Here is a 25,064-nt window from a genome sequence, read left to right as displayed (position 1 = left end):
GCTGTCAGCGTCCCGATGCCGTCGCCGGGTGGGCGCGGGCGGGCACGGTGAGCATGGCGACGATCATGTCCACGATCTCCGCCGCGTCTTCGGGGCGGGCGGTGCGGACACCGGATTCGAGGGTGCGCTCGTAGTCGGCGATCAGCGCGAACATGACCGTGGCCATGGTTTCCAGGCGCTGTCTGCGCTGTCGCCGCGGCAGGCCCGGCAGTGCGGTGTCGAGCCGGGTGGCGATGATCCGGACTGCCGCGCGGTCGGCTCCGGCGAGGCGGCGCACGTCCGCCACCACCGGGTGCGTTCGCACGACTTCCAGGAACCGGCCCAGATGGGTTACCCGGTCATGGCCGAGCAGCTCGAGGATCGGCGTCGCGAGCATGGCGACGAGCGTGGGCAGGTCGTTGGCGCCACCGTCGGCCTCGTGCGCGGCCAGCAGTTGCATGCGCCGTTTTTCCAGCCAGTTCATCCGCCGTTCGACGATGGCCTCGATCAGTCCGTTGCGCGAATCGAAGTAGTAGTGCACGGCCGAGTTGTTGCGCTGGCCCGCCGCGGTGGCGATGTCGCGCAACGGCACGTCGACGCCGCGCTCGGCGATGAGGCGTTCCCCGGCGTCGAGCAAAGCGGTGCGCGAATCGTCGCTCGGCATATCGGCACTGTACTAAACACAAGTATTGACGATGTTAAACACAGATGCTTAATTGTACGGCGTGGATAGTGTGGCGGTGGTCACCGGCGCCGCGTCCGGTCTGGGCGCCGCGCTGTGCCGTAGCCTGGCCGCGCAGGGCGTCGCTGTGGTGGCTGCCGATACCGATGCCGCCGGGCTGGTTGCGCTGGCCGCGGATACCGTGATCCACACGCAGGTCGTCGACGTCTCCGACGACGAGCAGGTGCGGCGTCTCATCCACAGCACCGTAACCGAGCTGGGACGCATCGACTACTTGTTCAACAACGCGGGCATCCGCCTCGGCGGCGCCGCGGAGCAGATGCCCTTGCCGCAGTGGCAGCGGATCGTGGACGTGAACCTGTGGGGCGTGGTGCACGGGACGCGCCACGCCTACCCACTCATGCGAGCGCAGGGTTTCGGGCACATCGTGAATATGGCCTCCCTCGCGGGAGTGACCCCGGTGACGCCATCGGCCGCGTACGCGATGACCGAGCACGCGGTGGTCGGATTGAGCACCTCGCTGCGCGCCGAGGCGGCCGCGGCGGGGGTGCGGGTGAGCGTTGCCGTGCCGGGGCGCGTTGCCACCGATATCGTCGACTCCGGGATCGACCTGCCGGGCTATTCGTATCGGGGATCGTCGCGCCGCACGCCGATCGGGATGATCAGCTCCGAGCGTGCCGCCGAGTACGTGCTGCGCGGTGTGCGCAAGAACAAGCAGTACATCGTGTTTCCCCGCTACAACCGGGTGCTCGTCGTCGCCTACCGCTGGTTTCCGAATCTGATGAGCCGCGTCGGGGGCCGCCGATGATCGCCGGTGGCCCGATCTTTCAGCTGTGCTGGGTGGTCGACGACCTGGCCGGAGCGCGGCAGGAGTTCGCCACGCGGTACGGGATCGCGGACTGGTTGACCATTCCGGACGTGCGCTTCGGCCCCGATTCGACCGAATTACGCGGCGCGCCCGCCGATTACACGATCAGTGTCGCGCTCGGGTACGCGGGCGGGCAGCAAGTGGAGCTGATCGAGCCGCGCCGTGGCGTGAGCCTGTATTCCGAGCATCTCGATCGCGTCGGCCCCGGATTGCACCACGCCGCCTGGGTGCCCGACGATTTCGGCGCCGCCCTCGCCGCAGCTCGTGCCGCGGGTATCGAGATCGTCGCGCGTGGCAGATTCGACGGCGTCGGGATGGAGTTCGCCTACCTAGACGGCGGGCCGATCGGCTCATATATCGAGTTGCTGGGGCTGTCGGAGGAGATGAAGGCGATGTTCGACCAGTTGATTCCGGAAGGTTTCACCAATCCATGGCGGTAGGCGGCGCTCCCATCCGGCTGTCCTCGGTACGACCGAGGCGGGTCGGTTCCGGCTGCGGCTGTATCCCATCTCGTCTCGGCGACGGCCCGGTCCATGGGTATCGCGCCGGGACTCGTGCGGCGCGCTCGACGCGCCAGGAAGGCGACTGACATGCGCTTCACCTACGCCGAGACGATGACCGATCCGTCGTATTACCTTCCCCTCGCCAAAGCCGCCGAGGATGCGGGCTACACGTCCATGGCGGTCGCCGACAGCGTGGCGTACCCGAGGGAATCCGATGCGAAGTATCCCTACACCCCGGACGGAAGCCGGGAGTTCTTGGAGGACAAGCCGTTCATCGAGGCGTTCGTGCTCAGCGCGGCGATGGCGGCGGTGACCACCACGCTGCGCTTCACCCCGTTCGTGCTGAAGCTGCCGATCCGGCCACCGGTGCTGGTGGCCAAGCAGGCCGCCTCGGTCGCCGCGCTCAGCGGCAACCGGTTCGGTCTCGGCGTCGGAATCAGCCCGTGGCCGGACGATTTCGAGATCATGGGAGTGCCGTTCGACAAGCGCGGAGCGCGCATGGACGAATGCATCGACATCGTGCGCGGTCTCACGGCGGGCGGATACTTCGAATACCACGGGAAGTTCTACGACATTCCGCCGATCAAGATCAGCCCCGTGCCGACCGAACCGGTGCCGATCCTGGTGGGCGGCCACAGCAGGCCCGCACTGCGGCGGGCCGCGCAGCGCGGGGACGGGTGGATGCACGCCGGCGGCGACGGCGCGGAACTCGACCGGCTGCTGACCGAACTGGACACGCTGCGCGCCGAGTACGGCAGACGCAAGGACTTCGAGGTGCATGTCATCTCGGTGGACGGATTCACCGTCGACGGCGTCAAACGCCTCGAGGACAAAGGAGTCACGGACGTGATCGTCGGATTCCGGCTGCCCTATACCACCGAGCAGGACACCGAGTCGCTGGAGACGAAGATCGCGCATCTGTCCCGCTTCGCGGAGAAGGTCATCGCGCGGGCGAACGGGTGAGGTGTACTCCGGTGCGGCCGGTCAGGCTGCGAGGGCAGCGGTAGCCGCGGCGAGTGTCTGCGCGCGATAACCGGCGCCGAACAACGCGACGTGCACCAGCAGCGGATGCAATTGGTGCAGCGGGGTGCGGGCTTGCCACCCGTCGGCGAGCGGACGGGTCTCGTGGTAGGTGGCGCGGATGCGGTCCAGGTGCGGGGCACCGAAGAGGGCGAGCATGGCGAGGTCGGTCTCGCGGTGGCCGCCGTGGGCGGCGGGATCGATGAGCATCGCGCGTTCCCGGGTCCACAGGATGTTGCCCGACCAGAGGTCGCCGTGGATGCGGGAAGGAGGTTCGGCGGGCCCGGCGAGATCGTCGATGCGGCCGATGACGCATTCCACCAAGCGGATTCCGTCGGCGCCCAGGTGCGCGGCCGCGCCCGGCAGGTATGGCTCGAGGCGCTGCTCGGCGTACCACCGCGACCACGGCCCCTCCGCCTGGGTGTTGGGCAGCGGCAGACTCGCGATCCAGCCCGTCCACGGGGCGCCGAACCATTCGGGCCGGTCGCCATGCAGTAAGGCCAGTTCGCGACCGAACCGCTCGGCAGCCGCAGGGGTTGGCCGGGTCTCGTCCAGCCACGGCAGCACCAGCATCCGGTCGTCGGCGGCCAGCACCTGCGGCACCGGTGCGCCGGTACCGTCGCGGACCGACTCGATCGTGGCCGTGCCCGCCTTGCCCAACCAGGCCAGGCCCGCCGCTTCGGACACGAAGACCGTCGTCGGCTCCGCTGATGTCTTGACGAAAACCATACGGCCAGTGACCAATTCGGCACGGTGTAGCGTCCAGGCATGGCTCGCGCCGAGGTCGGTGACCGCGCGGACCGGTGTACCGAGCAGGGCGGAGAGCCGCTCGGCGCGGGTCATCGCGCGTTCGCAGTGAGGCGCTTCATGGTGTCCTCGTCGGCGGGGAAGAACGATTCGATGGCCAGTTCGGCGACGGTGACGTTCATCGGGGTGCCGAACACCGTCGTCACGCTGAGCAACGACAGCTCGTCGCCCTCGTGCTCGATCCGCAGCGGGACCACCGCCTGATCGGGTTCGGGCAGGGTGAGCTCCACTTCGCCACCGGGATAGGACCGCAACTCCTCGAGCAGGTCGGCCAGGTCCCTGGAGCCGGTGACCTCGGCCTGTCGCGCCAGGCGGGCGAAGATATGGCCGCGCCACTCGGCGAGGTTGCGGATGCGGCCGGCCATACCGTCCGGGTGCAGGCTCAGCCGCAGCGCGTTCACCGGCGGCTTCGTCAGAGCGGGGTCGATGCCCGCGATCAGCACGGCTACCCCGCTGTTGGCGTCGATCATCGTCCAGTTCTGATCGATGGCCAACGCGGGATAGGGCTCGTGGCCGGCGAGGATCTGGCGCATGGCGCCGCGGATGGCGTCCATGACGGGCGTGTCCAGGGCCGGTCGCGCGTAGGCGGGGGCGTAGCCCGCGGCGAGCAGCACGCGATTGCGTTCGCGCAGCGGGATCTCCAGGTGCTCGGACAGGTGCACGATCATCGTCCGGCTCGGTGTGGCGCGTCCGGTCTCGATGAAACTCAGGTGCCGCGCCGAGGTCTCGGCCCGGCCGGCCAGTTCGAGCTGGCTCAGCCGGCGTTCCAGACGCCAATGTCGCAGCAGGTCACCTGCCGTTGGGGTATTCACTCCCCCGATCCTACGAACCCCCGTCCAGCCCGGCCATTACCTCTCGGGTAGTCGACAGCGATACCGCTGCGCATGCTCCTGGCCACTCTGCCGTGCATGTTTTCTGGTCGCGACGTGCACCGCACTCCGCACAGAGCCGAGAATAGATTGCGGCACAGTCATATTCGTCGACGCCCTGCGCTATGGCGTGGGGCACCGATCACGCCGGCGCCGGTGATCGCCGGCGTGCGCGGAACACCGCGATGTCCTCGGCGCGCAGCCGTTCGTCGGCGCCTTCCTCGATCAGGTAGGAGGTCTGGTAGTACTCGCAGCCGGTCCTGCGGCGCGGTCAGAAGTCGTTTGCCGCGCGGCCGCGATCGCCCTGCGCGGCCATGTGTCCGCCGATGACCGGCCGCCCGTTACCGCCGCATCAGGCCACGCATAACGATGCGGAATCCGGGCCGAAGCATGACGTAACCGGCCGGAAAGCGCACACTCCGGCCGGATGTCGGATGGTGTCATGCCATCTCGGGTACGCGCAGGTGCGCGAACGCCAGATCGAACTCCGCTACCTCGAGAACATTGGCGCCGACGCGCTGGGTCGCCGCGCCCCTGATCCGATTCATCTGCTCGCGGTTGGCGTCCATCGCGTCGCGGCTGGACCAGACAGTCGCGCCCACCGCTCGACCGGTGGCCCGGTCGACGAACAGACTGGCGCTGCAGAATCCGTCGATCATCTCGGTCTGCGGCAGCACTTCCATCTTGAAGGTGTCGATCAGCCGGTCGAGCCGGTCTGGGTCGAGCTGGACCCACGTGCACCGAGCGCAGGCGCTGTCACCGGCCGGATGATCGCGGTGCAGGGCCGCGATTTCCCATTCTTCGACCAGATCGACCCGACCGCCAAGCCCTCGGGCCAGACCGTCGCGCAACGACTGAACCCGGCCTCGGCTGCCCTGCAATGCGGCGTCGGATTCCCACGCGGTCGTGGCGATGCAGCGTCCGGTCGACCGATCGGCCATCAAGGACAGACCAACCCACCCGTCGATCTGGGGCAGTTTCGGCATCACTTCATCGCGGAGGTATTCGAGCCCGTCGTCGATCGACGACGGCTGGGCCGAAATTGTGCTGGAACGTGCGTACACGGGCCACCTCCTGCCCTGTTGAGGTGGCGCCCCGGTGGCACCACCGGACATATTCACCATCCTCCACTGCGCGCGTGCGCGCAATGCCCCGGTTAGTGGGCGAATTCTCCGGCCATCCGACGCGAATGCGGAAAATTTCCACCGGTATGCGTCCAGCACAGAAACAGCATCCGATGCCAGCCCTTCGGCTCGCCCAGCAGCACAAGTCACCGGACACAGTGCGGCACAAGCGATATGCGATGCAGGAGGGATCGGAGTGGGGCGAGGCGTCTGTCCGAGTCGGCACGACGCCGCTGATCGGTGGTTCCGTGGTGGAGCGGGATTCGTGGTCGGGGTCGGCCAGGCGCAACAGTACATCGCGCAGGTCGAGGCGCCCGAGTACCTTCGCCCATGTCGATTGGGCATCGAGGTACTGGGTAGGTCCCAGACATGGAACTGCTGGTGATCATAGGTCTCGCCGTGCTGGTCGGCGCGGTGATTCTGTATCGCAAGAGGGTCGGCAAGCGGCCCGGTGCACCCGAGGTACCCGGAAACGATGGCGAATAGGGAGCGAGCCATGAGTGCGATGGACCCGGATCCCGCGAGGACTCCCGATTTGGAACCGGGCGGCGGCGTGCCGCCCGGCTCGACACCGCCGGACACTCCGCAGACCTCCGGTTTGTCCGCGCCGGAGCCCACGACCAGGCACCACTTCCCCGTCACCGGGGTCGCGGCGATGATCATCACGGCCGTGGTCGTCTTGGTCTTCCTGGCGGCGGCGGTCGCGATCGTCGTGTCGATCCTGTGACCCGCGGTAGCCGGGATCGCCGAGAGAGGGTCGGGCGCTCACCGGAACGACCGACCGCGTCTTCTTGCGTGCTCAGAGGATGGGCCTGCCGCCCGTGACGGCGGCGCGGGCCTCGGAAATGTAACTGCCGTCCTCGGAGGCCGGCCCGGTCGAACAGCTCGTTTCCGTCGCTACGGAATGAACTCCTGGGCTTTGGTTTTGGCGCCCTGCGCGAGGAGGTGCCAGGCGTCGGGATCACCGCGCAGTACGGCTTCGGCGGTGTCCTTCATCTGGTCCCACGTCGCGTGGGGCGGGATGGGTGGTACTTCGGGGTCGCAATGGACGTCGAGCAGCACCGGGCTGTCGGCGTGCAGCGCGCAGTCCCACGCCGAGCCGAGGTCCTCGGGCGCTTGCACGGTGATCCCGGTCAGGCCCGCGCTGCGGGCGATGTCGGCGTAGGAGACATCGGGCAGTGTCTGCGATTCCTCGAATTTCGGTGCGCCGCCCATGGCGCGCAACTCCCAGGTGACCTGGTTGAGGTCGTTGTTGTGGAAGACGCAGACGACCAGTCGCTGGTCCGCCCAGCGCCGGCGGTAGCGGGCGATGGTGAGCAGTTCGGCGAGGCCGTTCATCTGCATCGCGCCGTCGCCGACCAACGCGATCACCGGCCGGTCGGGGTGGGCGAACTTCGCGCCGATGGCGTAGGGGACGCCGGGGCCCATGGTGGCCAGCGTGCCCGACAGCGAGCCGCGCATCTGCCCGCGGAAGCGCAGGCAGCGGGCGTACCAGTTGGTGGAGGACCCGGAATCCGCCGTCACGATGGCGTTGTCGGGGATGCGCTCGGACAGCTCCCAGACCACCCGCATCGGATTGACCGGTTTCGCCGCCAACATGGATTGCCGTTCGACGGTCTGCCACCAGCGGGCCACGTTCTTCTCGACCGTCTCCCGCCACTTCCGGTCGTCTTTGCGTTCGACCAGCGGAAGCAGTTCGGCCAGAGTGGATTTGGCGTCGCCGACGAGATTCACCTCGGTCGGATAGCGCATTCCGATCATGGTGCCGTCGATATCGATCTGCACCGCCCGCGCTTGCCCGAGTTCGGGCAGGAATTGCGAGTAGGGGAAATTCGATCCGACGATCAGCAGCGTGTCGCAGTCGCGCATCAACTCGTAACTGGGCCTGCTGCCGAGCAATCCGATCGGCCCGGTGACGAAGGGCAGGTCGTCGGACAGGACATCTTTGCCGAGCAGCGCCTTCGCCACGCCCGCGCCGGTACGCTCGGCGATCTCGACGACCTCGGCCGCGGCCGAGCGGGCGCCCTGGCCGATCAGGATCGCGACCCGCGATCCGGCGTCGAGCACGTCCGCGGCCCGCTGGATGTCCTGGTGCGCGGGAACGACGGCCGTCGAAGGCAGTCCCGGCGGGCTGGAAGGCACCTGTTTGAACGCGTGCTGCGGCGGATGGTAGTCCTCCTCTTGCAGATCCGATGGGAGGATCACCGTCGTCGGGGCCCGGCGCGCGGCCGCGATCCGGAACGCGCGGTCCAGCGCGTTGGGTAACTGACTCGCCACGTTCACCTCGACCAAGTAGTCGGAGGCGACGTCCTTGAACAGGCTCTGCAGGTCGACTTCCTGCTGGTAGCTGCCGCCCATCGCGCTGCGTGCGGTCTGCCCGACGATCGCCACCACCGGCACGTGGTCGAGTTTCGCGTCGTACAAGCCGTTGAGCAGATGGATCGCCCCCGGCCCTGAGGTCGCGGTGCACACGCCCACCTTGCCGCTGAACTTGGCGTACCCGGTGGCCTGGAACGCCGCCATCTCCTCGTGGCGGGCCTGGATGAACGCCGGGTCGTCGTGCGCGCGGCCGAAGGCGGCGATCAGGCCGTTGATTCCGTCGCCGGGATAGCCGAAGACCTGCTCGACGCCCCATTCCCGGAGACGCCGCACGACGTAGTCACCGACCTGTTGAGCCATGGGTTCCTCCTGCGTGTGCCGGCGGCGGCCGTTCGCCAGGCGGGTACCCGGGCGGTCACAGGCCAATCAGGGGCCTGCGCCGCCGCTGGACACAGCCGGAAAGCAACGGCGCCTATTCGGTCTCCGGTTCGGGGAGCAGCCGGGGCAAAACGGCGGCAGCGGCGGTGGCCGTCGCCGCGCACGTGGTCGCCAGCCCCCAGCCGACCGGGCCCAGCGGCCGGCACCCGAAGTAGGTGCACAGACCCGGTGTCATCACGACGGCGCCGAGCACCGCTCCGCTCGCCGCGGTGGTCAGCCAGACCAGCGGGCTGCGGTAGCCGGAGACCAGGGTCTGTCCGAGTTGGGTGCCGATGAGCGCCACCAAGCCGATGGTGGCGGCGCGGCGTTGCGTGCCGGTTACGCGACCCAGGGTCCATGCGACGGATGCGCTGGTGGCCGTGGTGACGCCACGGACAGCGAGGGTGCGCAGCAGATCCGGGCCGAGATGCGCGACCGGGAGGTCGGCGAGCTGTTCGGACGCTCGCTGCGCCTGGGCCTCCGGATCGTCCGCGTCCTCCGGATCGGCGGTGTCTCGATCGCGCGAAAGCGCCAGCGCCATAGCCGGGAACATATCGGTCAGCATGTTCACCAGCAGGAACTGCCGGGTGCGCAGCGGGGCCTGGCCACTGACAGCCGTGCCGTACAGCGTGAAGGCCACTTCGCCCGCGTTGCCGCCGACCAGCACACCGACGGCGTCGGTGACGCGCTGCCACATACCGCGCCCTTCGATGAGGGCGTGCAGCAACACCAGCGGGTCGGGATGGGTCAGCACCATATCGGCCGCGTTGCGGGCGGCCGTCGAACCCTGTGCCGCCAAGCCGATTCCGACGTCGGCGGTGCGGATCGCGGCGGCGTCGTTGCTGCCGTCGCCGGTCATTCCGACGACGTGGCCCGCGCGGCGCAGCGCGGCGATGATACGCACCTTCTGTTCCGGGTCGACGCGGGCGAAGACGGTCCCGCGTTCGATCAGCTCGGCGCGCGCGGTGTCGTCCCGGCCGTCGAGGTCGGCGCCGGTCACCACCTCGCCCGAATCGATGCCCAGCTGCCGGGCCACCGCCGCCGCGGTCACCGGGTGGTCGCCGGTGATCATGCGCACGCTGATGTCGTTGTTCCGCAGCGCGGTGACGAGCGGAAGGGTCTGCGGGCGTGGGGTGTCGGCCAGGCCGAGGAAGCCGAGCAGGGTGAGTTGCTCGACCGCCGCCTCGACGTCGTCGGGTTCGGTGTGCAGGTCGCGGCGCGCCACCACCAGCACACGTAGTCCCTCCTCGGCGAGACCGCGGATCGCCTTCTCGGCGCGCTCGCGGATGTGGTCGTCGAGGGAACTGTCGGTGTCGCCCAGCCGCAGCCCGGTGCACCGGGGCAGGACCACCTCGGGCGCACCCTTCACGATCAAGCGCAGCTTGCGGGTGGTGTGGCCGAGCGCGGCGGCGTAACCACGGTTGGATTCGAACGGGATCTCCTCGATCGGATCCCAGGGGCGGAGGTCGTCGCCGAGCACCTCCTCGGCGGCGTCGAGCACCGCGCGATCGGTGGCGTGCACGATCGGGCCTTCGGCGGGATCGGGGCAGGCGCGGGCCGCCGCGCGCAGCAACCTGCGGGCGTCATTGGAGTCCCCGTTCGGCGGCCACTGCTCGTCGAGGCCGGCCAGGGTGGTCAGGCGCAGGCGGCCCTCGGTGAGCGTGCCGGTCTTGTCGAAGCACAGGGTGTCCACCCGGCCGAGCGCCTCCACCGTCCGGCTGGCGCGGACCAGCACGCCGTGCCTGGACAGCCTGCGGGCGGCCGCGAGCTGCGCGACGGTGGCAACCAGCGGCAGTCCCTCGGGCACCGCGGCGACCGCGACGGCCACGCCGTCGCCGATCGCGGTCCGTAGCGTCCTGCCGCGCAGCATCCCCAATCCGGTCACGATGCCGCCGCCGGTCATGGTCAGCGGTAACGCGCGCTCGGTCAACCGGCGCAATTGCGCTTGTACGCCACCTTTCTCGGGCGGGATGGCGCCGGCGGCCGCGCGTCCCGCCTGGGTGTCGGAACCGACCGCGACGACGACCGCGCGACCCGTTCCGTTGACCACGGTGCTGCCCTCGAAGACCATGCACGCGCGATCCCCCACTGCCGCGCCCGGCGTCGCGGCGACCTGCTTTTCGACGGTCACCGACTCGCCGGTGAGCCCGGATTCGTCCATCTCCAGGTCGTCCACCTGGAGCAGCCGCGCGTCGGCGGGGGCCACGTCGCCAGCCCGCAGCACGATCGCGTCCCCGAGAGTGAGCAGGTTCGCGGGCAGGCAGCGTTCTTGCGGCTCGTCCGCGTCCAGCGCGGCGCGATCGATCACGCGGCCGGTGAGCTGTTCGCTCTCGAGCAGCTGGTGCAGCGCACCCTCCGCGCGCTGGCGCTGCCACGCCGAGACGACCGCGTTGACCGCGAGCACCGACGACAGGAGCACCGCGTCCGACGGCGCGCCGAGCACGGCCGTGGCGACCGCCCCGACCCCGAGGATCGGGGCGAGCGGGTCGGCCAGCTCGCGGCGCAGTTGCCGTGCGAACGACGCCGCGGACGTGAGGGCGGCCACGCCAGGGATGCGGGATGCGCTCGGTTCGGCTCGGTCCGCTACCGACATGGGCTCCGGCAACCGGCTCAGCACCTCGCCGGGTTCGAGTGCGTGCCACGGTAGGAGGGGGGCGAGGGTCGCCGGAGGCTCGGTTCGCGCCGCGCGCCACCCGCTGTAGGCGCCGGCGAAGAATCCCGTGGCGTGCGCCGCGGTCATCGGCGAAGCGGTGGCGCGCGCGTCCGGGGCGACGGCGAGCAGCAGGCCCCCCAGAGCGGCCGCCGACAGTGCCAGCGAGCGGCCGCGTTCGCTCACCTGACGAGCGGGGGCGACGGCGGCCAGTATCCGGTGGACCTGGGTGAGGTCGCGGCACACCACGCCTGCGGTCCACGGCAACCGCAGCACACCGTCTTCCCGCTCGGCCAGCCCGATCGCCACGTCGGCCGTCGCCAGCGCCTTGTGTGCGCGCACACTCAACACCGCGACCGCGTGCCCGTCCTGCTGCAGGTCACGTACCACTTCGCTCAGCGAACGGGGCGGGGCGACGAAGTCGTCGGACATCGACCGCAACTCCGCGGCGTCGGCGTCGGCGGCCAGGATCAGGCGCAGCCCGGCGCTGCGCGCTCGGCCGAGTACCGCATGGGCGCGGCGATCGAGTTCGCGTCCGATCAGGACTCGGCCCACGGGCCTGCCGTTGTCTCGGAGTTCCCGCCATACCGGGCGGCGCGTCACACCGCGATCCGGCTTCCCTGTTCCGTTCACCAACCGTAGGTGACCGTCGGCTGACGATCGCTGCTCCGTGTCGGCCTGCTGTGCGTCGTCGGTGGAGGTCTCCTCGGTGTCCTGAGCCCAGAGCAGACGCTGACTCGCGCTCCAGACATCGCCGATCGACCAGTGCTTGTCGGCCGTCTCGGCGTCGAGCACCATGCGGCGCGAGGTCAGCAGCGCATCCCCGTCCACGACCAGCGCCGACAATCGGTCCAGGCGCCGCCAGGCCCACGGGTGCAGGGTGAGCACCCCCGCCCGGCCGAGCAGCGTCGAGACGACCGCGCCGTAGGCCTCGCGGCTGGCGCGTGCCGCCTTCGGCGCACCGAGTTCCAACGCGTCGGCCGCCCCGAGCAGACCACGGCCGCCGAAGACGGCGGCGACCGCCCCTGCGACCGCGCCCGCGGCGGTTTCGTCGGCGACTCGTTCGATCGGCCCCTGCGGCATCTCGACTACGCGGGAGGGCGGCGACAGTGGTTCACACACCTCCGTGGGGCGGCGGTCGACCTCGGGCTCCCAGCGCTGCCATTGCGCGTACCTGGTCAGCGCCTCGGTCATCGTGACGCCGCGGTACACGGCGTCGACCACGAGATTCGCTATGCCCTCGGCGGCGCGGTTGCCCAGCGCGTTTCCGATGGCATTGGCCGCGACGAGCACCATATCCGTGCGCGGGCGGCCGAGGCGGTCCTCCAGCAGTCCGCGCACCCGGGGCTGGGTGTCCACGAGCGCGGCCGCCGCGCGCAGCAACCGAGCCGGTCCGCGCAGCGGCAGCACCGCCCCCGCTGCCGACAGCCCGATCGCGCACACGTCGCCTGTGAACTGAATTCCCGCCGCCAGCAATGGTTCTCGGTCGTCGGGGTATTCGCAGTCGCGGCGCCAGTCCACGTCGTCGACCGCGGTGTCGGTTTCGACCGACTCGATGGCCGCCACGAGCGCGGGCAGGTCGGCCGCGCCGTGGGCGAGGGCGGCGACCACGCGGCCGGTCACCGCGTTCACCCGCCACCAGCGCACGTCGCGGCTGCGATCGAGGGTCCGGTGCAGCGCCCGCGTGATGGCCTCGCTCTGGCCGGAGTCCAGGCCGCGTACCTCCACCGTGGCGCGATCGCCGTGCACCGCCACCCGCCGCCGGGACCTGAGCGCGTGCGGATCGACCAGGGCGACGAACTCGTCGCGCAGTTCCGCCTCGCGCCCCAGATTCAACAGCGACGCACCCGCCCGCGCACCCGCCGCGACGGCGTGCACGGGCGCCTGCGCAGCCTTGGCGCCCAGGTCGACGGCCAATCCGACACCCGCGCGTGCCACCTCTGCCGCCATGGCGGTCGGCGCCTCGAACCACCACGACGACACAACCCCGCGTAGTGAAACACTCATACCCGGCAGCTACCCAGAGGTGGACCTGACAAACCGGCCTCGAACACGATGGCGAGAACCGCGCTTCGAGACCGGTGCGCGGGCTGCGCCGGTCAAGTCGTCGCCGCCGGATCGAGGACGATCTTCACCGCTCCGTCCGACTTGTGCTGGAAGATCTCGTACGCCTGCGCGGCATCGGACAGCGGAAGGCGATGAGTGGCAAAGGTTTCCACGCCGAGCGGGTCGCCGTCCTGCAACAGCGGCATGATGTCGCCGACCCATCGTTTGACGTTCGCCTGTCCCATGCGCACCTGGATCTGCTTGTCGAACAACACCCGCATCGGCAGCGGGTCGAGCATGCCGCCGTAGACGCCGATCACCGAGATCGTGCCGCCGCGCCGGACGATATCGATCGCGGAGTTGAGCGCCGCGAGCCGGTCGACGCCGGCGGCGTCCATCAGCCTCTGCGCCACGATATCCGGCAGGAACGTCGCCGATCGCTGGGCGACCGACGCGAACGGCGACCCGTGTGCCTCCATACCGACCGCATCGATCACCGAGTCGGTGCCGCGACCGTCGGTCCAGCCTCGGATGATGTCGCCGATCGGCTCGTCGACAGCGTCGAGATCGATCACCTCGACGCCACGGTCGGCCACCCGGGCGAGTCGTTCGGGCACCCGGTCGACGCCGATCACACGGAATCCGCGTTGCGCGGCGATGCGGCAGGCCATGTCGCCGATCGGCCCGAGACCGAGCACCGTCACCGAACCGCCCTCCGGGACCGCCGCGTATTCCACCGCCTGCCAGGCGGTCGGCAGCACGTCGGACAAGTAGAGGAACCGCGCATCGTCGGGTCCCTCCGGCACCTTGATGTGGGTGAAATCGGCGTGCGGCACGCGCAGATACTCGGCCTGACCACCGGGCACCTGCCCATAGAGCTTGGAGTAGCCGAACAGCGCGGCGCCGCAGCCATATTTGCGGACCTGCGTGGTCTCGCACTGGGTGGTCAGGCCGGTTCGGCACATGTAGCACTCGCCGCAGCTGATCTGGAAGGGGACCACGACGCGGTCGCCGCGCTTCAGCTCGGTGACGTCGGAGCCGGTCTCCACCACGCGCCCCATCGGTTCGTGACCCAGCACGTCGCCGCTGCTCATGTAGGCGCCCATCACCTCGTACAGATGCAGATCGGATCCGCAGATGCCGCTCGAGGTGACCTCGACGATCGCGTCCGTCGGCGCCTCGATCCGCGGATCGGGCACCGTCTCCACGGCGACTTTACGTCGTCCTTGCCATGTCACTGCCTTCATCCGCGCGCTCCTCCGGTCGGGGGTCGGTATGTTCCCGGACCTACCCGGGCACCCGCGCGCGAAACGAACCCGACCGGGGTTGCCGCGGCTGCACGCATCCGGAGGCTGTCTGAGCCGACTCGTGTGCCGCCGCCGATTCCGGGTAGCCGCTAGCCGTGGACCATTCACGAGCTCCCCTGCTGGAAGCGCTGGCCGACTATCACCGGCTCGGCCGGTACGGGTTCACGCCACCCGGGCACCGGCAAGGACGCGGTACCGACGAACGCGTCCTGGACGTGATCGGACGAGACGCGTTCGGCTCCGATGTTCTCGCCACGGCCGGTCTGGACGACCGCCTGTCGCGCAACGGCTATCTCGCGCGGGCCGAGGCGCTCATGGCCGACGCGGTTCGCGCCGAAACGGCGTTCTTCTCCACCTGCGGCAGTTCGCTGTCGGTCAAGGCAGCGATGATGGCGGTCGCCGGGGGACGCGACGGCCTCCTCGTGGCCCGGGACAGTCACAAATCCATCGTCGCGGGCCTCATCTTCTCCGGCGTGCAACCGCACTGGATCACGCCCCGATGGGATGCGGCGCGCCACTTCTCCCACCCACCGTCGCCGCAGCAGGTGCGCCAGGCGTGGGAAGAGCACCCCGACGCGTCGGGTGCGCTGATCGTGAGTCCGAGCCCGTACGGCACGTGCGCGGATATCGCCGCAATCGCCGAGATCTGCCATGCACGCGGCAAGCCGCTGATCGTGGACGAGGCGTGGGGCGCCCACCTGCCGTTCCACGAGGGCCTACCCACCTGGGCGATGGACGCGGGCGCGGATGTCTGCGTGGTCAGCGTGCACAAGATGGGCGCTGGATTCGAACAAGGGTCGGTGTTCCATGTGCAAGGAGACCTCGTCGATTCGATCCGGCTCAGCGAATGCGCCGACCTGCTGATGACCACCAGCCCGAACGTGCTGATCTACGCGGCGATGGACGGCTGGCGCAGGCAGATGGTCGAGCACGGCCACGAATTGCTCGGCGAAGCGTTGCGAATCGCCAAGGACGCCAGACGGCAGCTGGCCGAGATTCCCGGCATCGCCGTGCTCGAGGAGGAGTTGCTCGGGGTCGAAGCTTCGCATGATCTCGACCGCCTGCAGGTGCTGATGGACATATCCGACACCGGCGCCAACGGCTATCAGGCGGCGGACTGGCTACGGGAACACCGCCGCCTCGATGTGGGCCTCGCCGACCACCGCCGGTTGCTCGCCACGCTGTCCCTCGGCGACGACAAAGGCACCATCGACACCTTGGTCGACGGAATCACGGCCTGGCGCGACCAACTGACCGAGCCCGCGCCCGCGCGCATCGCTCTGCCCTCGCCCGGCGATCTGCAACTGGACACGGTGATGCTGCCTCGCGACGCGTTCTTCGGGCCCGTCGAGACGGTGCCCGCCCAAGACGCGGTGGGCCGGATCGCCGCCGAGCACCTGACGCCGTACCCACCGGGCATTCCGGTGATCCTCCCCGGTGAGGTGATCAACGGGGCGGTCGTCGACTATCTGCGCACCGGCCTGGACGCGGGCATGAACGTGCCGGACGCCACCGATCCGCGGGTGCGCACGATTCGCGTCGTGGCGCGCACGTGATCCGGCATTGCCCTGTGACACAGGAGGTTTCGTCAGGGCCGACCCCGCCGCCGTGCCGCCGAAACCGCGCGCGCCGTCCGGTCATCGCCCGATCGGGTCGTATCGTGGGTTCGAACCCGCGGTGCAGAAGGGACGGAAATGGCACACGCCGAGGAGTGCGCACACGAGTTGGCGCAATTGGCTCGACGAACCGGGATCACAGTGGCGGTCGCGGAATCGCTGACGTCGGGTCGGCTGGCCGCAACGCTCGGCGCGGCGCCGAACTCCGCGGACTGGTTTCGCGGCGGCGTCGTGGCCTACAGTGCGGAGGTCAAACGCACCGTGCTCGGCGCGCCGGATGTGCCGGTGGTGTCGCGGACCGCGGCCGAGGCGATGGCCGAGGGCGTGCGCTCGTTGCTGAAATCGGTTGCGGCGGTGGCGGTGACCGGGGTCGGGGGGCCGGATCCGCAGGACGGCGAACCGGCCGGTTCGGTCTGGTTCGCGGTGGCCACCGACGACGACGTGCACGCCTGGCACCGCCAGTTCGACGGCGAACCGGAGGACGTGCTCGAACAAACCATCGCATGCGCCGTCGAGCGGCTGCTCACGACCGCCCGCGACCTGAGCGCGGACGATCATTCAGTGTGAGAGCCGTTCACGACGGACGGCAATGCGTGCGATGGCTCGTATCGCAGAACGGATAGTTCTTCGAACGCCGGCACAGGCACAGCGCGACCACGAAACGGTCGGAGCGGATCGTTCGACCGTCCGCGGTGACCAGTTCCACCGGGCCCTCGATCAAGGCGGGGCCATCGGCGGTGAGCGTAACCCGCCGCCGCTTATCGTCGGATTCGATCGGCACGGATCACCACCAGATCTTCCATTCTCTGGCCGGGTTCGATCAGCCCGGCCGAGGCCAGCCAGTCCGCGCGGCGACGCAGGATGGGCCCGAACGGCACGGTCGCTCGGGCCACGATGGCGGCCTTCAATTCGTTGTCACGCAATCGGGCGAGGGTCGAATCCGGGTCACACAACACCGAATGCACGATCAACGCCATGCCATGCGGCTTCAGGAGCGCAGGTAGCGCCACGCACAGCTGGTCGAGCACCGCTCGGCCTCGGGTCCCGGCGTTCCACGCCCGCGCGGAGCCGCGGTCGGCGGCACCTTCAGGAGCGGGCACATAAGGCGGGTTGGCCAGCACCAGATCGAAACTGCGCCCGCCGAGCACCGCGGTGAAATCGCCACGCAGCACCTCGACATCGATCCCGCGGACGCGGCAGTTCAACCACGCCGACACCACGGCAGCACGGGAGACGTCCACCGCCGTCACCGTCGCCGCGCCCGTCCGCGCCGCCGCGACGGCCAAAGCCCCGGTGCCCGCGCACACGTCCACCGCCTCCCCACCATGCGGGACGCCCGCCTCGGACAGGGCACGGACCAGCAACCACGTGTCCAATTGCGGTCGATATACCCCCGGGGGCCGGAACAACATCACAGTCGGCGGGTAGCCCGGATCGTGTGGGTTAATCGTTCGTACGGGGCGCTGCACCCTCGATCTCCCGCAACGAACTGCGGCCCGCGCACCAGGACTCCTCGACGTGGTCGGCGAAGCGCTCCTCCAGCAAATTCGTGGCCTGGATACCGAACACCACCGACTCGGTTAGATCGGGTTCTCCTGCGAGCAGGCTGCCGATCACGCCGGTGCGCATGACCTGCTCGTGCACGGCGTCGGCTTCCACATGCTCGCGATAGAACAGCACGCACGCCGGATCGGCGTCCAACCGCCGCAAGGCCTCGACCATGCGCTGCGCCCCGGGCGGCGAGGTGATCTCGACGGTGGCGAAGTGACCGACGAGCGCACCACGCAGCGAACGGTGCAGCCCGAACAGCGACATCATGTTCACCAGCGTGAGCATCGGGGCCGGCACCGCGTCCAGGTAGTGCAGATACTCGGCGTTCAGGCCCGCGCCGGCCAGCAGATCGGCATACAGCTGCGCGTGCACCCGCTCGCCGCGCCCGCCACCGAACTCGTCGAATTCGACCGCCACCAGCGATGCCTTGGCTTGTCCGTGCAATCGCGGAATCACCCACGCGTACGGGTCGGCCTCCTTGTGGTGATAGATGGAGCGGTGCACGAAGTACTCGCGCATCTGCCACCATTCGCCTTCGTCGCGCAGGAAGCGGGTGGGTCCGGCGGGGTCGGCGGGTGTCACGAGCAGGCGGTCGAGTTCGGCGTCGAGATCCGCTCCGCCGGGCACGTCGTCGCGCAGTGCACGCAGGAATCGCTGTTCCATCGCGGCACGTAGCCCCAGCAGGCCGGTATCCCACTCCCATCCGGGATCCACCGCCGTGAACCCGTGGTAGTGCAGCTCGTAGCAGGTGTGCAAGGCCAGGTGCAGGTCCTCGCCGTAAGGGTCCGCCGAACCGAGCCGGGGCACCGAGCCACCCGGTGTCCCGCGCAGCAACTCCACTACCGCATGCGACCATTCGCCACGCGGCCGCGGCAGCTTCTGCGACGGGGCATTCGTGGTGACCATCATGATGGTCGCGTACCCCGGTTCGGTGCCGCTACGCGTTGGCCTTCTTGTACGCCTCGACCACCTCGGCGGCGATCCGCCCGCGGGCCGACACGTCGATGCCGTTCTTACGCGCCCATTCCCGGATGACCGTGGCCTGTTCCCGGTCGGTTGCCGATCGCGGCAGACCGCCACGGCCCCGGCGCGCACGACCGACCTTGCGCGCGTAGGGAACCCACTGCTCGAAGAATTCGCGCAACTGACCGGCATTGTCCGCCGACAAGTCCATCTCATAGGCCACGCCATCCAAGGCGAAAGACACCGTTTCCTCGGCCTGAGACTTGCCGTCGTAGTCATCGACCAGTGTCACGACGACCTTGCGTGCCATAGAGATAATCCCTTCACGGTTACCGAGCGCGTGTAGTCGAAAACAATCGTAGCCAGTAGATAACAGATCGGTTCCGGCCCCGGAACAGCGGGGTCCCCCAAAAAGCTCGCCTCTCGGCTACGACCATGCACCAGCCGCGGCTGCCCGAGCGGCATAATCGTCGAAATCGACTGGCTCGCGTTGTAGTACCCGCTGTACTCCGTCGCCGGGTCGCGCCAAATGCCCGTCGCACATTACCGCGAACATCGCGTCGAGATCCGCGGCGAGGAGTGCGCGGCACCTCCGCCCGACCGGCCGTTTCGCCGCACTCGTGCAACGTCAAGCCGACAGGTCGGTCGACTCGGCTCGGGCCATTTTCACCAGCGCTGTGTGCAGCACCTTCGCCAATTCCCCGGCGCGCTCCCCGCGCAGCACCACCTCGGTGAAGCCCTCGACCAACGCCCGTCCGGGGTCGAGGAGACCATTGCCACCTCCACCGCCACGCAGCGACTCGGCGACCAGCGTCCGCATCGCCTCTTGGCGAGCCCGGAAACCGCCCGCGATATCGAGCGCACCGGCGAATTCACGAACCAGCACCGCGTACACCGGCCGATCGACGGACCCGCGTCTGCGTCCTCTCCGACGGGCTTCCCCAGGCACGGATCCCGTCGGTGGGATCAAGGCGGATCTGTCGAGGACGATCCACAATGCCGGGTCCCCCGGTGGATCGGTTACCGAGGGGCGATCTCGTTGCGTGCGAGCGGTCGTTCCATCGCGCTGTTCGGTGATCTCGATGCCGCGTAGCGGAATCGGATACTTCGCGAGCAAGTCGTCCAGACCGGACGCGATCTCGCGAACAGCGTGCACGTCGAGGTTCGCCGTATCGAATCCGATCACTTCCAGCCCATGCCGGGTCGCCATTTCCCGGGCAATCCGCACAGCCTCCGACTCGGGACCGATGCCGGGCCGGGGAAAGGACTCGGTTTCCACCGCGGTGCTGGGCTGTGGAACAGGACCCGACTCCACAACAACGCCAGGCCGCGCAACCACCCCCGACTCCGCCACGATATTGGGCCGCGGAACAGAACCCGACTCCACAGCAACACCAGGCGATGGAACAGACGCGGATTCTGCGGGTCGAGATATGGGCCGTTGACGGGCGATCGGCGGAGAATCCGTGGTCGGACCGACGTCTCGTACAAAGGGTGCGGATACTCCCGCCGGTGTACTCGGAACCGATGGGCACGGCCTGTTGGTGCGCTGCGACCAGGGTGTATCCGGCGGTCTTCGGGACCATGGGGTAGGTCTCGCCTTACGGTCGGAAGCCGAGTGCTGTCCTGCCACCATGTGCGGGTCTCGAGCCGTCTTCGCATGTGTCGAGATAGGCGGCTGCCTCGCCTCCGCTCGGCCCGGCGCAGGACTGGCGACGGACTCCGTCCGACCGCGCCCACCATGCGGCTGCCTCGCCTCCGCTCGGCCCGGCGCAGGACTGGCGACGGACTCCGTCCGACCGCGCCCACCATGCGGCTGCCTCGCCTCCGCTCGGCCCGGCGCAGGACCAAAGACAGACTCCGACCCGTTGCGCCCATTAGGCGTCGCAGCGTGCTGGTCGCTGCTCGGTTGCACTTCGGCGGATGCGATGGCGGCCTTCAACTCGCCGACGGCTCGGGAGGCATCGGCGATGAGCCGCTCCAGCGTCGCCACCATCGTGCGCAGTTCGCTCGTATCGATCCGCGACGGCTGACTCACCGCTGTCTCCTGCTTGTCGTTACACCGGTCAGGTCGTGCCGCGGTGCGCTGGCCTGCGCCAACACTCTGATCTCAGGTTGCCGCGCAGCGGAGTGTGGTGCGTTCCATTTTCGCTCAGGTCCGCCGAGCCTCCCTGGGTTGGGAAGATCGGACCCGAGTGGGCGACGGCACACAAGGCGGTGAACAGCTACCGAGTCGCTACCTGCCAGCGGGCATTACTTGCTAGTGTGCGGCGCCGGGCGCAGCGTGAGGCCTCGCCAAGGTGCCTGCTTACGGGCCGGCAGGGGTTTGCAGCGGGGTCGGCCGGTGCTCGACGACACCACGCCCATGCTCGGACGGCTGGAGCCGCTGGTGATCGCAGGAGGGCGCCATCATCGTCCACACTGCCGTGGTCCGAAGCTGCCACTTTTTGGCCCGGAATTGAAATGCATTGTGCTGCAATGGAACATACGTCGGCGCGGGTTGGCTAGGATGGAAGGGTGCGGATCGGAGTCGGGCTCTCCACCGCGCCCGAGGCGCGGCAGGCGGGCATGGAGGCAGCGGCGCATGCGCGCGACCAGCTCGCGGGCGAGCCGCCGTCGCTCGCCGTGCTGGTCGCGTCCCGGGCGCACGCCGACGACGCCTCCGCCGTGCTGGCCGGTGTCCACCGCACGGTCCAGGTGCCCGCACTCGTCGGATGCGTGGCACAGGCGGTGGTCGCGGGCCGCCGGGAGATCGAGGATGAGCCCGCGGTGGCGGTCTGGCTGGCCTCCGGTCTGGCCGCCGAGACATTCCGGTTGGACTTCGTCCGCACCACGACCGGCGGGCTGCTCGCGGGCTACCGTTTCGACAAGGACGCACGCGACTTCCACCTGTTGCTGCCGGATCCGTACTCGTTCCCGGCCGACGCACTGCTCGAGCACTTGAACGTCGACCTGCCCGGCACCATCGTGATGGGCGGGCTGGTCAGCGGCGGGCAGCTTCCGGCAGGCAGCAGGCTGTTCCTGGACCGCGACGTGGTGACCTCGGGCGCGGTCGGTGTGCGGCTTCCCGGCCTGCGCGGAGTTCCGATCGTGTCGCAGGGCTGCCGGCCGATCGGATACCCCTATATCGTCACCGCCGCACAAGGCGATCTGCTCACCGAGCTCGGCGGCCGATCGCCGATCGTGCGATTGCGGGAGATCATCGACGTGCTGCCACCCGACCAGCAGGAACTGCTGGCCAACGGCCTGCAGATCGGCATCGTGGTCGACGAGCATCTGGCCGCGCCCGGGCAGGGCGATTTCCTGATCCGCGGCATTCTCGGCGCCGACCCGTCCACTGGCGCGATCGAGATCGGCGAGGCCGTCGAGATCGGCACGACCGTACAGTTCCAGGTCCGAGACGCGATCGGAGCGGACAAGGATCTGCGGGCGGCCCTGGCGCGGGTGAGCGCGGACCTGCCCGGGCGTCCTGCCGGTGCGTTGCTGTTCACATGCAACGGACGCGGCCGACGGATGTTCGGGGTCGCGGATCACGACGCCACGACGATCGAGGACTTGCTCGGCGGCATCCCCCTCGCCGGTTTCTTCGCCGCGGGCGAGATCGGTCCTATCGCGGGCCGCAACGCGCTCCACGGATTCACGGCCTCGCTGGCGCTGTTCGTCGAATGAGCGTCGACATCCGGGTCTACGCCGAGCTGAACGACTTCCTCCGGCCCGACGAGCGATACCTGGTGCTGCGCCGGCCGTTCCGACCGCACCAGACGGTGAAAGACCTCATCGAGGCCGCCGGCATCCCACACACCGAGATCGATCTGGTCCTGGTCAACGGGCAGCCGGTGGATTTCGACCATCGCCCGCGGTTCGGTGACCGGATCAGCGCGTATCCCATGTTCGAAACCCTCGACATCGGCCCGGTGACCAAGGTGCGCCCCCACCCGCTCCGTGAGCCGCGTTTCGTCGTAGATGTCAATCTCGGCGGCCTCGCCAAGCTGATGCGGTTGATGGGCCTCGACGTGCACTGCCGATGGAACGCCGACGACGCCGAGCTCGCCGAGGTGTCCGCCGCCGAACACCGGATCCTGCTCACCCGCGACCGCGGACTGCTGAAGCGACGCAACGTCACCCACGGTGTGTACATCCGGTCCGATCGGCCGGTCGACCAGGTCGTCGAGGTCATCCGGCGACTCGATCTGGTCGCGTACCTGGCGCCGTTCACCCGATGCCTGCGCTGCGGCGGCCCGGTCGTCGAAGTCGCCAAAGCCGACGTCGCGGACCGGCTCGAACCGCTCACCCGCCGCTATTACGACACATTCCGGCAGTGCCGCGACTGCGGCCGGATCTACTGGGCGGGCTCCCACCACGCCCGCCTCAGCGCCACCGCGCAGAGGATCCGCGCCGCGCTGGATCATGTCTGACCGGTGTGGAGGGCGGGCTCGGTGCCGGTCTGCACTCATTCGCTGCGCGGCAATCGGCCACCGCGCCAATCTGATTCACGTACCGAAAGGAAGCCCTCAGTTTCGGTGGCGCACCTTCCCAGGTCTGTCCGCGGCGCCATCGACGTCGATAGCGTCTCTGGCGGCGGCTCCCCTCGCCGCTCGAAAGGAGACCTTCGATGCAATCCCGCCTCCGAGTCGGAATGCTTGCCGGCGCAATCCTGCTGGCGCCCGTGGCCGCAGCAGTGCCGGCTTCGGCGATTCCACTGCAGCCCGCCGAACCGGCCGAACAGTCGCAGCAGGTCGCCGGCCCGGGCTGCCCGGGCGGCGCGCCGCACTGGAGCTGCCTGCTGGAATCGCTGTCGGCGAGCGGTTCCCGCGGTTAGGGCTGCCGCGTCCACCACATCGCCGCACCGTAGTATCCGGCGGTCAGATGTGGCTGTTCCGGCCTGACCATCGACCGTCCGCCGCCCCTGCGGCCGATCGGTGGATGGTTCAGGAAAATCGCCGCGAGACCCGGTGACCGAACCGGCCGAGGCCGAGCTGGCCCGGCATAGCCGACCGCCGAGCACCCAGCCCAGGAACGTGGTGGCGTTTGCCACGAGGTTTGGTGTTGGCGAGGGTGATGTCACCGCCGTAATGGGCGAGCACGCGGTGGTCCATGACCGCGCGCCAGAGCGGAGGCACGGCGGCCAGGACGATCATGCTGGCATAGCCAGCTGGTAGCTGAGGTGCTTGCTCTGAGCTGCGCAGCGTCTGGTAGCGACGGCCGGGATTCGCGTGGTGGTCGCTGTGGCGTTGCAGATGGAAAAGGAACAGGTTCGTGACGAGGCGGTCACTGTTCCAGCTGTCGCGTGGTGAGCAGCGTGCGTAGCGGCCGTCGGCGCGGCGGGGTCGCAGCAATCCGTAGTGCTCGATGTAGTTCACCGTCTCCAGCAGCCCGGCGCCGATCACCGCTTGCAGCGCCAGGAATGGGATCACCACCGGTCCGAAGACCACGATCATCGTGCCGAACAGCGCCACGCTCATGGACCAAGCTTGCAGAAGGTGGTTGTCCCGGCTGAACCAGCGTTTTCCCTTGCGGGACAGGCGTTCCCGTTCCAAGGAGAGCGCCGAGCGGAATCCGCCGAGCACACTGCGCGGCAGGAACTCCCACAGCGACTCGCCGAGCCGGGCACTGGCCGGGTCTTCCGGTGTGGCCACGCGGACGTGATGACCGCGGTTGTGCTCGACGAAGAAGTGCCCGTATCCGGACTGCGCCAGAGCGATTTTCGCCAGCCAGCGTTCGAGATGCTCGGCGCGGTGCCCGAGTTCATGTGCGGCGTTGATGCCGATGCCGGACACGAATCCCAGGGTCACGGCCAGGCCCAATTTATCGGCCGGGCTCAGCGCGGCGCCTGACCACAGGTACCCCGCGACGAGCAGCCCGAGGAATTGGATCGGCAGGAATAGATAGGTGCACCAACGGTAATAGCGGTCGTTGGACAGCGCCGCGTAGTCTTCCTCGCGCGGGTTGCTCCCGTCGTCCCCCACCGCCAAGTCCAGGAGGGGAATCAGCACCAGAACGATGACCGGACCGATCCACCAGAACACTTCCAGACCCGTGCGCGCCACCAATTGGGAAGGCAGCAGGGCACAGGCCGGGGCGATCAAACCCAGCATCCACAGATAACGCTTGGGATCGCGCGCCTGCGTATGCTTGAAGATCGTCATGGCTGTCTCGCTGGTCGGAATAGTGCGCTGAAACTTCGCTCGGGGGATGCCTATTCCTCGCCGTGTGCCCGCGATCCGTTACAGCCAGGGGCTTGCGCCCGACGTGAGTGCCGCCCCGAACGCCCTTGCGGGCTGGGCGAACATGCGAGACGACGCACCCGAAGTAGTCCTCGTCCGGCCACAGCGGACCTGCTCCG

The 25,064-nt window shown here is 68.9% G+C and carries 22 protein-coding genes; 9 read left to right on the top strand and 13 right to left on the bottom strand.

What is annotated here, in order from left to right; genetic code table 11:
* Positions 1-4: 4 nt before the first annotated feature.
* Complete coding sequence (locus tag OHA40_RS29780) at positions 5-643, bottom strand: helix-turn-helix domain-containing protein (RefSeq protein WP_330230156.1); 639 nt, start codon at positions 641-643, stop codon at positions 5-7.
* Positions 644-704: 61 nt separating this feature from the next.
* Between OHA40_RS29780 and OHA40_RS29775 the strand changes: the two genes are divergently transcribed.
* From OHA40_RS29775 to OHA40_RS29765, 3 genes are all read left to right on the top strand, one after another.
* Positions 705-1,469, top strand: a complete 765-nt coding sequence (locus OHA40_RS29775) for an SDR family NAD(P)-dependent oxidoreductase (protein WP_330230155.1) — start codon at positions 705-707, stop codon at positions 1,467-1,469.
* Positions 1,466-1,969, top strand: a complete 504-nt coding sequence (locus OHA40_RS29770) for a VOC family protein (RefSeq protein WP_330230154.1) — start codon at positions 1,466-1,468, stop codon at positions 1,967-1,969. Before OHA40_RS29775 ends, OHA40_RS29770 begins: the two co-directional genes overlap by 4 nt.
* A gap of 150 nt (positions 1,970-2,119) precedes the next feature.
* On the top strand, positions 2,120-2,995 hold the full coding sequence (locus OHA40_RS29765; protein WP_330230153.1) for a TIGR03619 family F420-dependent LLM class oxidoreductase: 876 nt from the start codon (positions 2,120-2,122) through the stop codon (positions 2,993-2,995).
* 21 nt (positions 2,996-3,016) lie between these two features.
* Here the strand turns inward: OHA40_RS29765 and OHA40_RS29760 are convergent, their stop codons facing one another.
* The 3 genes from OHA40_RS29760 to OHA40_RS29750 form a co-directional block, all read right to left on the bottom strand.
* Positions 3,017-3,895, bottom strand: a complete 879-nt coding sequence (locus OHA40_RS29760) for a fructosamine kinase family protein (protein WP_330230152.1) — start codon at positions 3,893-3,895, stop codon at positions 3,017-3,019.
* The gene (locus OHA40_RS29755; RefSeq protein WP_330230151.1) at positions 3,892-4,671 is read right to left on the bottom strand and encodes a helix-turn-helix domain-containing protein; all 780 of its coding nucleotides are present in this window, start codon (positions 4,669-4,671) and stop codon (positions 3,892-3,894) included. Before OHA40_RS29755 ends, OHA40_RS29760 begins: the two co-directional genes overlap by 4 nt.
* 497 nt (positions 4,672-5,168) lie before the next feature.
* Complete coding sequence (locus OHA40_RS29750; protein WP_330230150.1) at positions 5,169-5,792, bottom strand: hypothetical protein; 624 nt, start codon at positions 5,790-5,792, stop codon at positions 5,169-5,171.
* A 556-nt stretch (positions 5,793-6,348) separates the two neighbouring features.
* On the opposite strand from OHA40_RS29750, the gene OHA40_RS29745 reads away from it, so the two are divergent.
* Positions 6,349-6,579, top strand: coding sequence for a DUF6480 family protein (locus OHA40_RS29745; RefSeq protein WP_330230149.1), 231 nt, complete (start codon positions 6,349-6,351; stop codon positions 6,577-6,579).
* Positions 6,580-6,749: 170 nt separating this feature from the next.
* Here OHA40_RS29745 and OHA40_RS29740 read toward each other — a convergent pair whose 3' ends face one another.
* From OHA40_RS29740 to OHA40_RS29730, 3 genes are all read right to left on the bottom strand, one after another.
* Positions 6,750-8,531 (bottom strand): thiamine pyrophosphate-requiring protein, encoded by a 1,782-nt coding sequence (locus OHA40_RS29740; protein WP_330230148.1) that lies wholly within the window; start codon positions 8,529-8,531, stop codon positions 6,750-6,752.
* Positions 8,532-8,643: 112 nt separating this feature from the next.
* Positions 8,644-13,245, bottom strand: coding sequence for a cation-translocating P-type ATPase (locus OHA40_RS29735; protein ID WP_330230147.1), 4,602 nt, complete (start codon positions 13,243-13,245; stop codon positions 8,644-8,646).
* A 92-nt stretch (positions 13,246-13,337) separates the two neighbouring features.
* A complete protein-coding gene (locus OHA40_RS29730; RefSeq protein ID WP_330230146.1) occupies positions 13,338-14,531 on the bottom strand; it encodes a zinc-dependent alcohol dehydrogenase in 1,194 nt (397 codons plus the stop codon).
* A 155-nt stretch (positions 14,532-14,686) separates the two neighbouring features.
* On the opposite strand from OHA40_RS29730, the gene OHA40_RS29725 reads away from it, so the two are divergent.
* Entirely contained in the window at positions 14,687-16,147 is a 1,461-nt protein-coding gene (locus tag OHA40_RS29725) for an aminotransferase class I/II-fold pyridoxal phosphate-dependent enzyme (protein WP_330230145.1), read from the top strand.
* Between the two features lie 138 nt (positions 16,148-16,285).
* Positions 16,286-16,774, top strand: a complete 489-nt coding sequence (locus OHA40_RS29720; protein WP_330230144.1) for a CinA family protein — start codon at positions 16,286-16,288, stop codon at positions 16,772-16,774.
* A 7-nt stretch (positions 16,775-16,781) separates the two neighbouring features.
* On the opposite strand, the gene OHA40_RS29715 is transcribed toward OHA40_RS29720, so the two are convergent.
* From OHA40_RS29715 to OHA40_RS29695, 5 genes are all read right to left on the bottom strand, one after another.
* Complete coding sequence (locus OHA40_RS29715) at positions 16,782-16,913, bottom strand: CDGSH iron-sulfur domain-containing protein (protein ID WP_330230143.1); 132 nt, start codon at positions 16,911-16,913, stop codon at positions 16,782-16,784.
* 52 nt (positions 16,914-16,965) lie between these two features.
* A complete protein-coding gene (locus OHA40_RS29710) occupies positions 16,966-17,583 on the bottom strand; it encodes a HemK2/MTQ2 family protein methyltransferase (protein ID WP_330230142.1) in 618 nt (205 codons plus the stop codon).
* 67 nt (positions 17,584-17,650) lie between these two features.
* Positions 17,651-18,664 (bottom strand): iron-containing redox enzyme family protein, encoded by a 1,014-nt coding sequence (locus tag OHA40_RS29705; protein ID WP_330234430.1) that lies wholly within the window; start codon positions 18,662-18,664, stop codon positions 17,651-17,653.
* A 31-nt stretch (positions 18,665-18,695) separates the two neighbouring features.
* Positions 18,696-19,031, bottom strand: a complete 336-nt coding sequence (locus OHA40_RS29700; RefSeq protein WP_330230141.1) for a histone-like nucleoid-structuring protein Lsr2 — start codon at positions 19,029-19,031, stop codon at positions 18,696-18,698.
* 318 nt (positions 19,032-19,349) lie between these two features.
* Positions 19,350-19,931 (bottom strand): hypothetical protein, encoded by a 582-nt coding sequence (locus OHA40_RS29695; protein ID WP_330230140.1) that lies wholly within the window; start codon positions 19,929-19,931, stop codon positions 19,350-19,352.
* 1,307 nt (positions 19,932-21,238) lie between these two features.
* Between OHA40_RS29695 and OHA40_RS29690 the strand changes: the two genes are divergently transcribed.
* The 3 genes from OHA40_RS29690 to OHA40_RS29680 all read left to right on the top strand — a co-directional run bounded on the left by OHA40_RS29690 (position 21,239) and on the right by OHA40_RS29680 (position 23,540).
* A complete protein-coding gene (locus OHA40_RS29690) occupies positions 21,239-22,390 on the top strand; it encodes an FIST signal transduction protein (protein WP_330230139.1) in 1,152 nt (383 codons plus the stop codon).
* Positions 22,387-23,136 carry a Mut7-C RNAse domain-containing protein gene (locus OHA40_RS29685; RefSeq protein WP_330230138.1) on the top strand — a complete coding sequence of 250 codons (750 nt, stop codon included), beginning with the start codon at positions 22,387-22,389 and terminating at the stop codon, positions 23,134-23,136. Before OHA40_RS29690 ends, OHA40_RS29685 begins: the two co-directional genes overlap by 4 nt.
* Positions 23,137-23,333: 197 nt before the next feature.
* Positions 23,334-23,540 (top strand): hypothetical protein, encoded by a 207-nt coding sequence (locus OHA40_RS29680; protein ID WP_330230137.1) that lies wholly within the window; start codon positions 23,334-23,336, stop codon positions 23,538-23,540.
* Between the two features lie 109 nt (positions 23,541-23,649).
* On the opposite strand, the gene OHA40_RS29675 is transcribed toward OHA40_RS29680, so the two are convergent.
* Positions 23,650-24,867 (bottom strand): alkane 1-monooxygenase, encoded by a 1,218-nt coding sequence (locus OHA40_RS29675; protein WP_330230136.1) that lies wholly within the window; start codon positions 24,865-24,867, stop codon positions 23,650-23,652.
* Between the last annotated feature and the right edge of the window lie 197 nt (positions 24,868-25,064).

The sequence above is a fragment of the Nocardia sp. NBC_00508 genome, from assembly GCF_036346875.1.
Taxonomy (GTDB): domain Bacteria; phylum Actinomycetota; class Actinomycetes; order Mycobacteriales; family Mycobacteriaceae; genus Nocardia.
The sequence above is the reverse complement of the archived record's forward strand: the minus strand, read 5'-3'. Positions and strand labels throughout refer to the sequence as shown.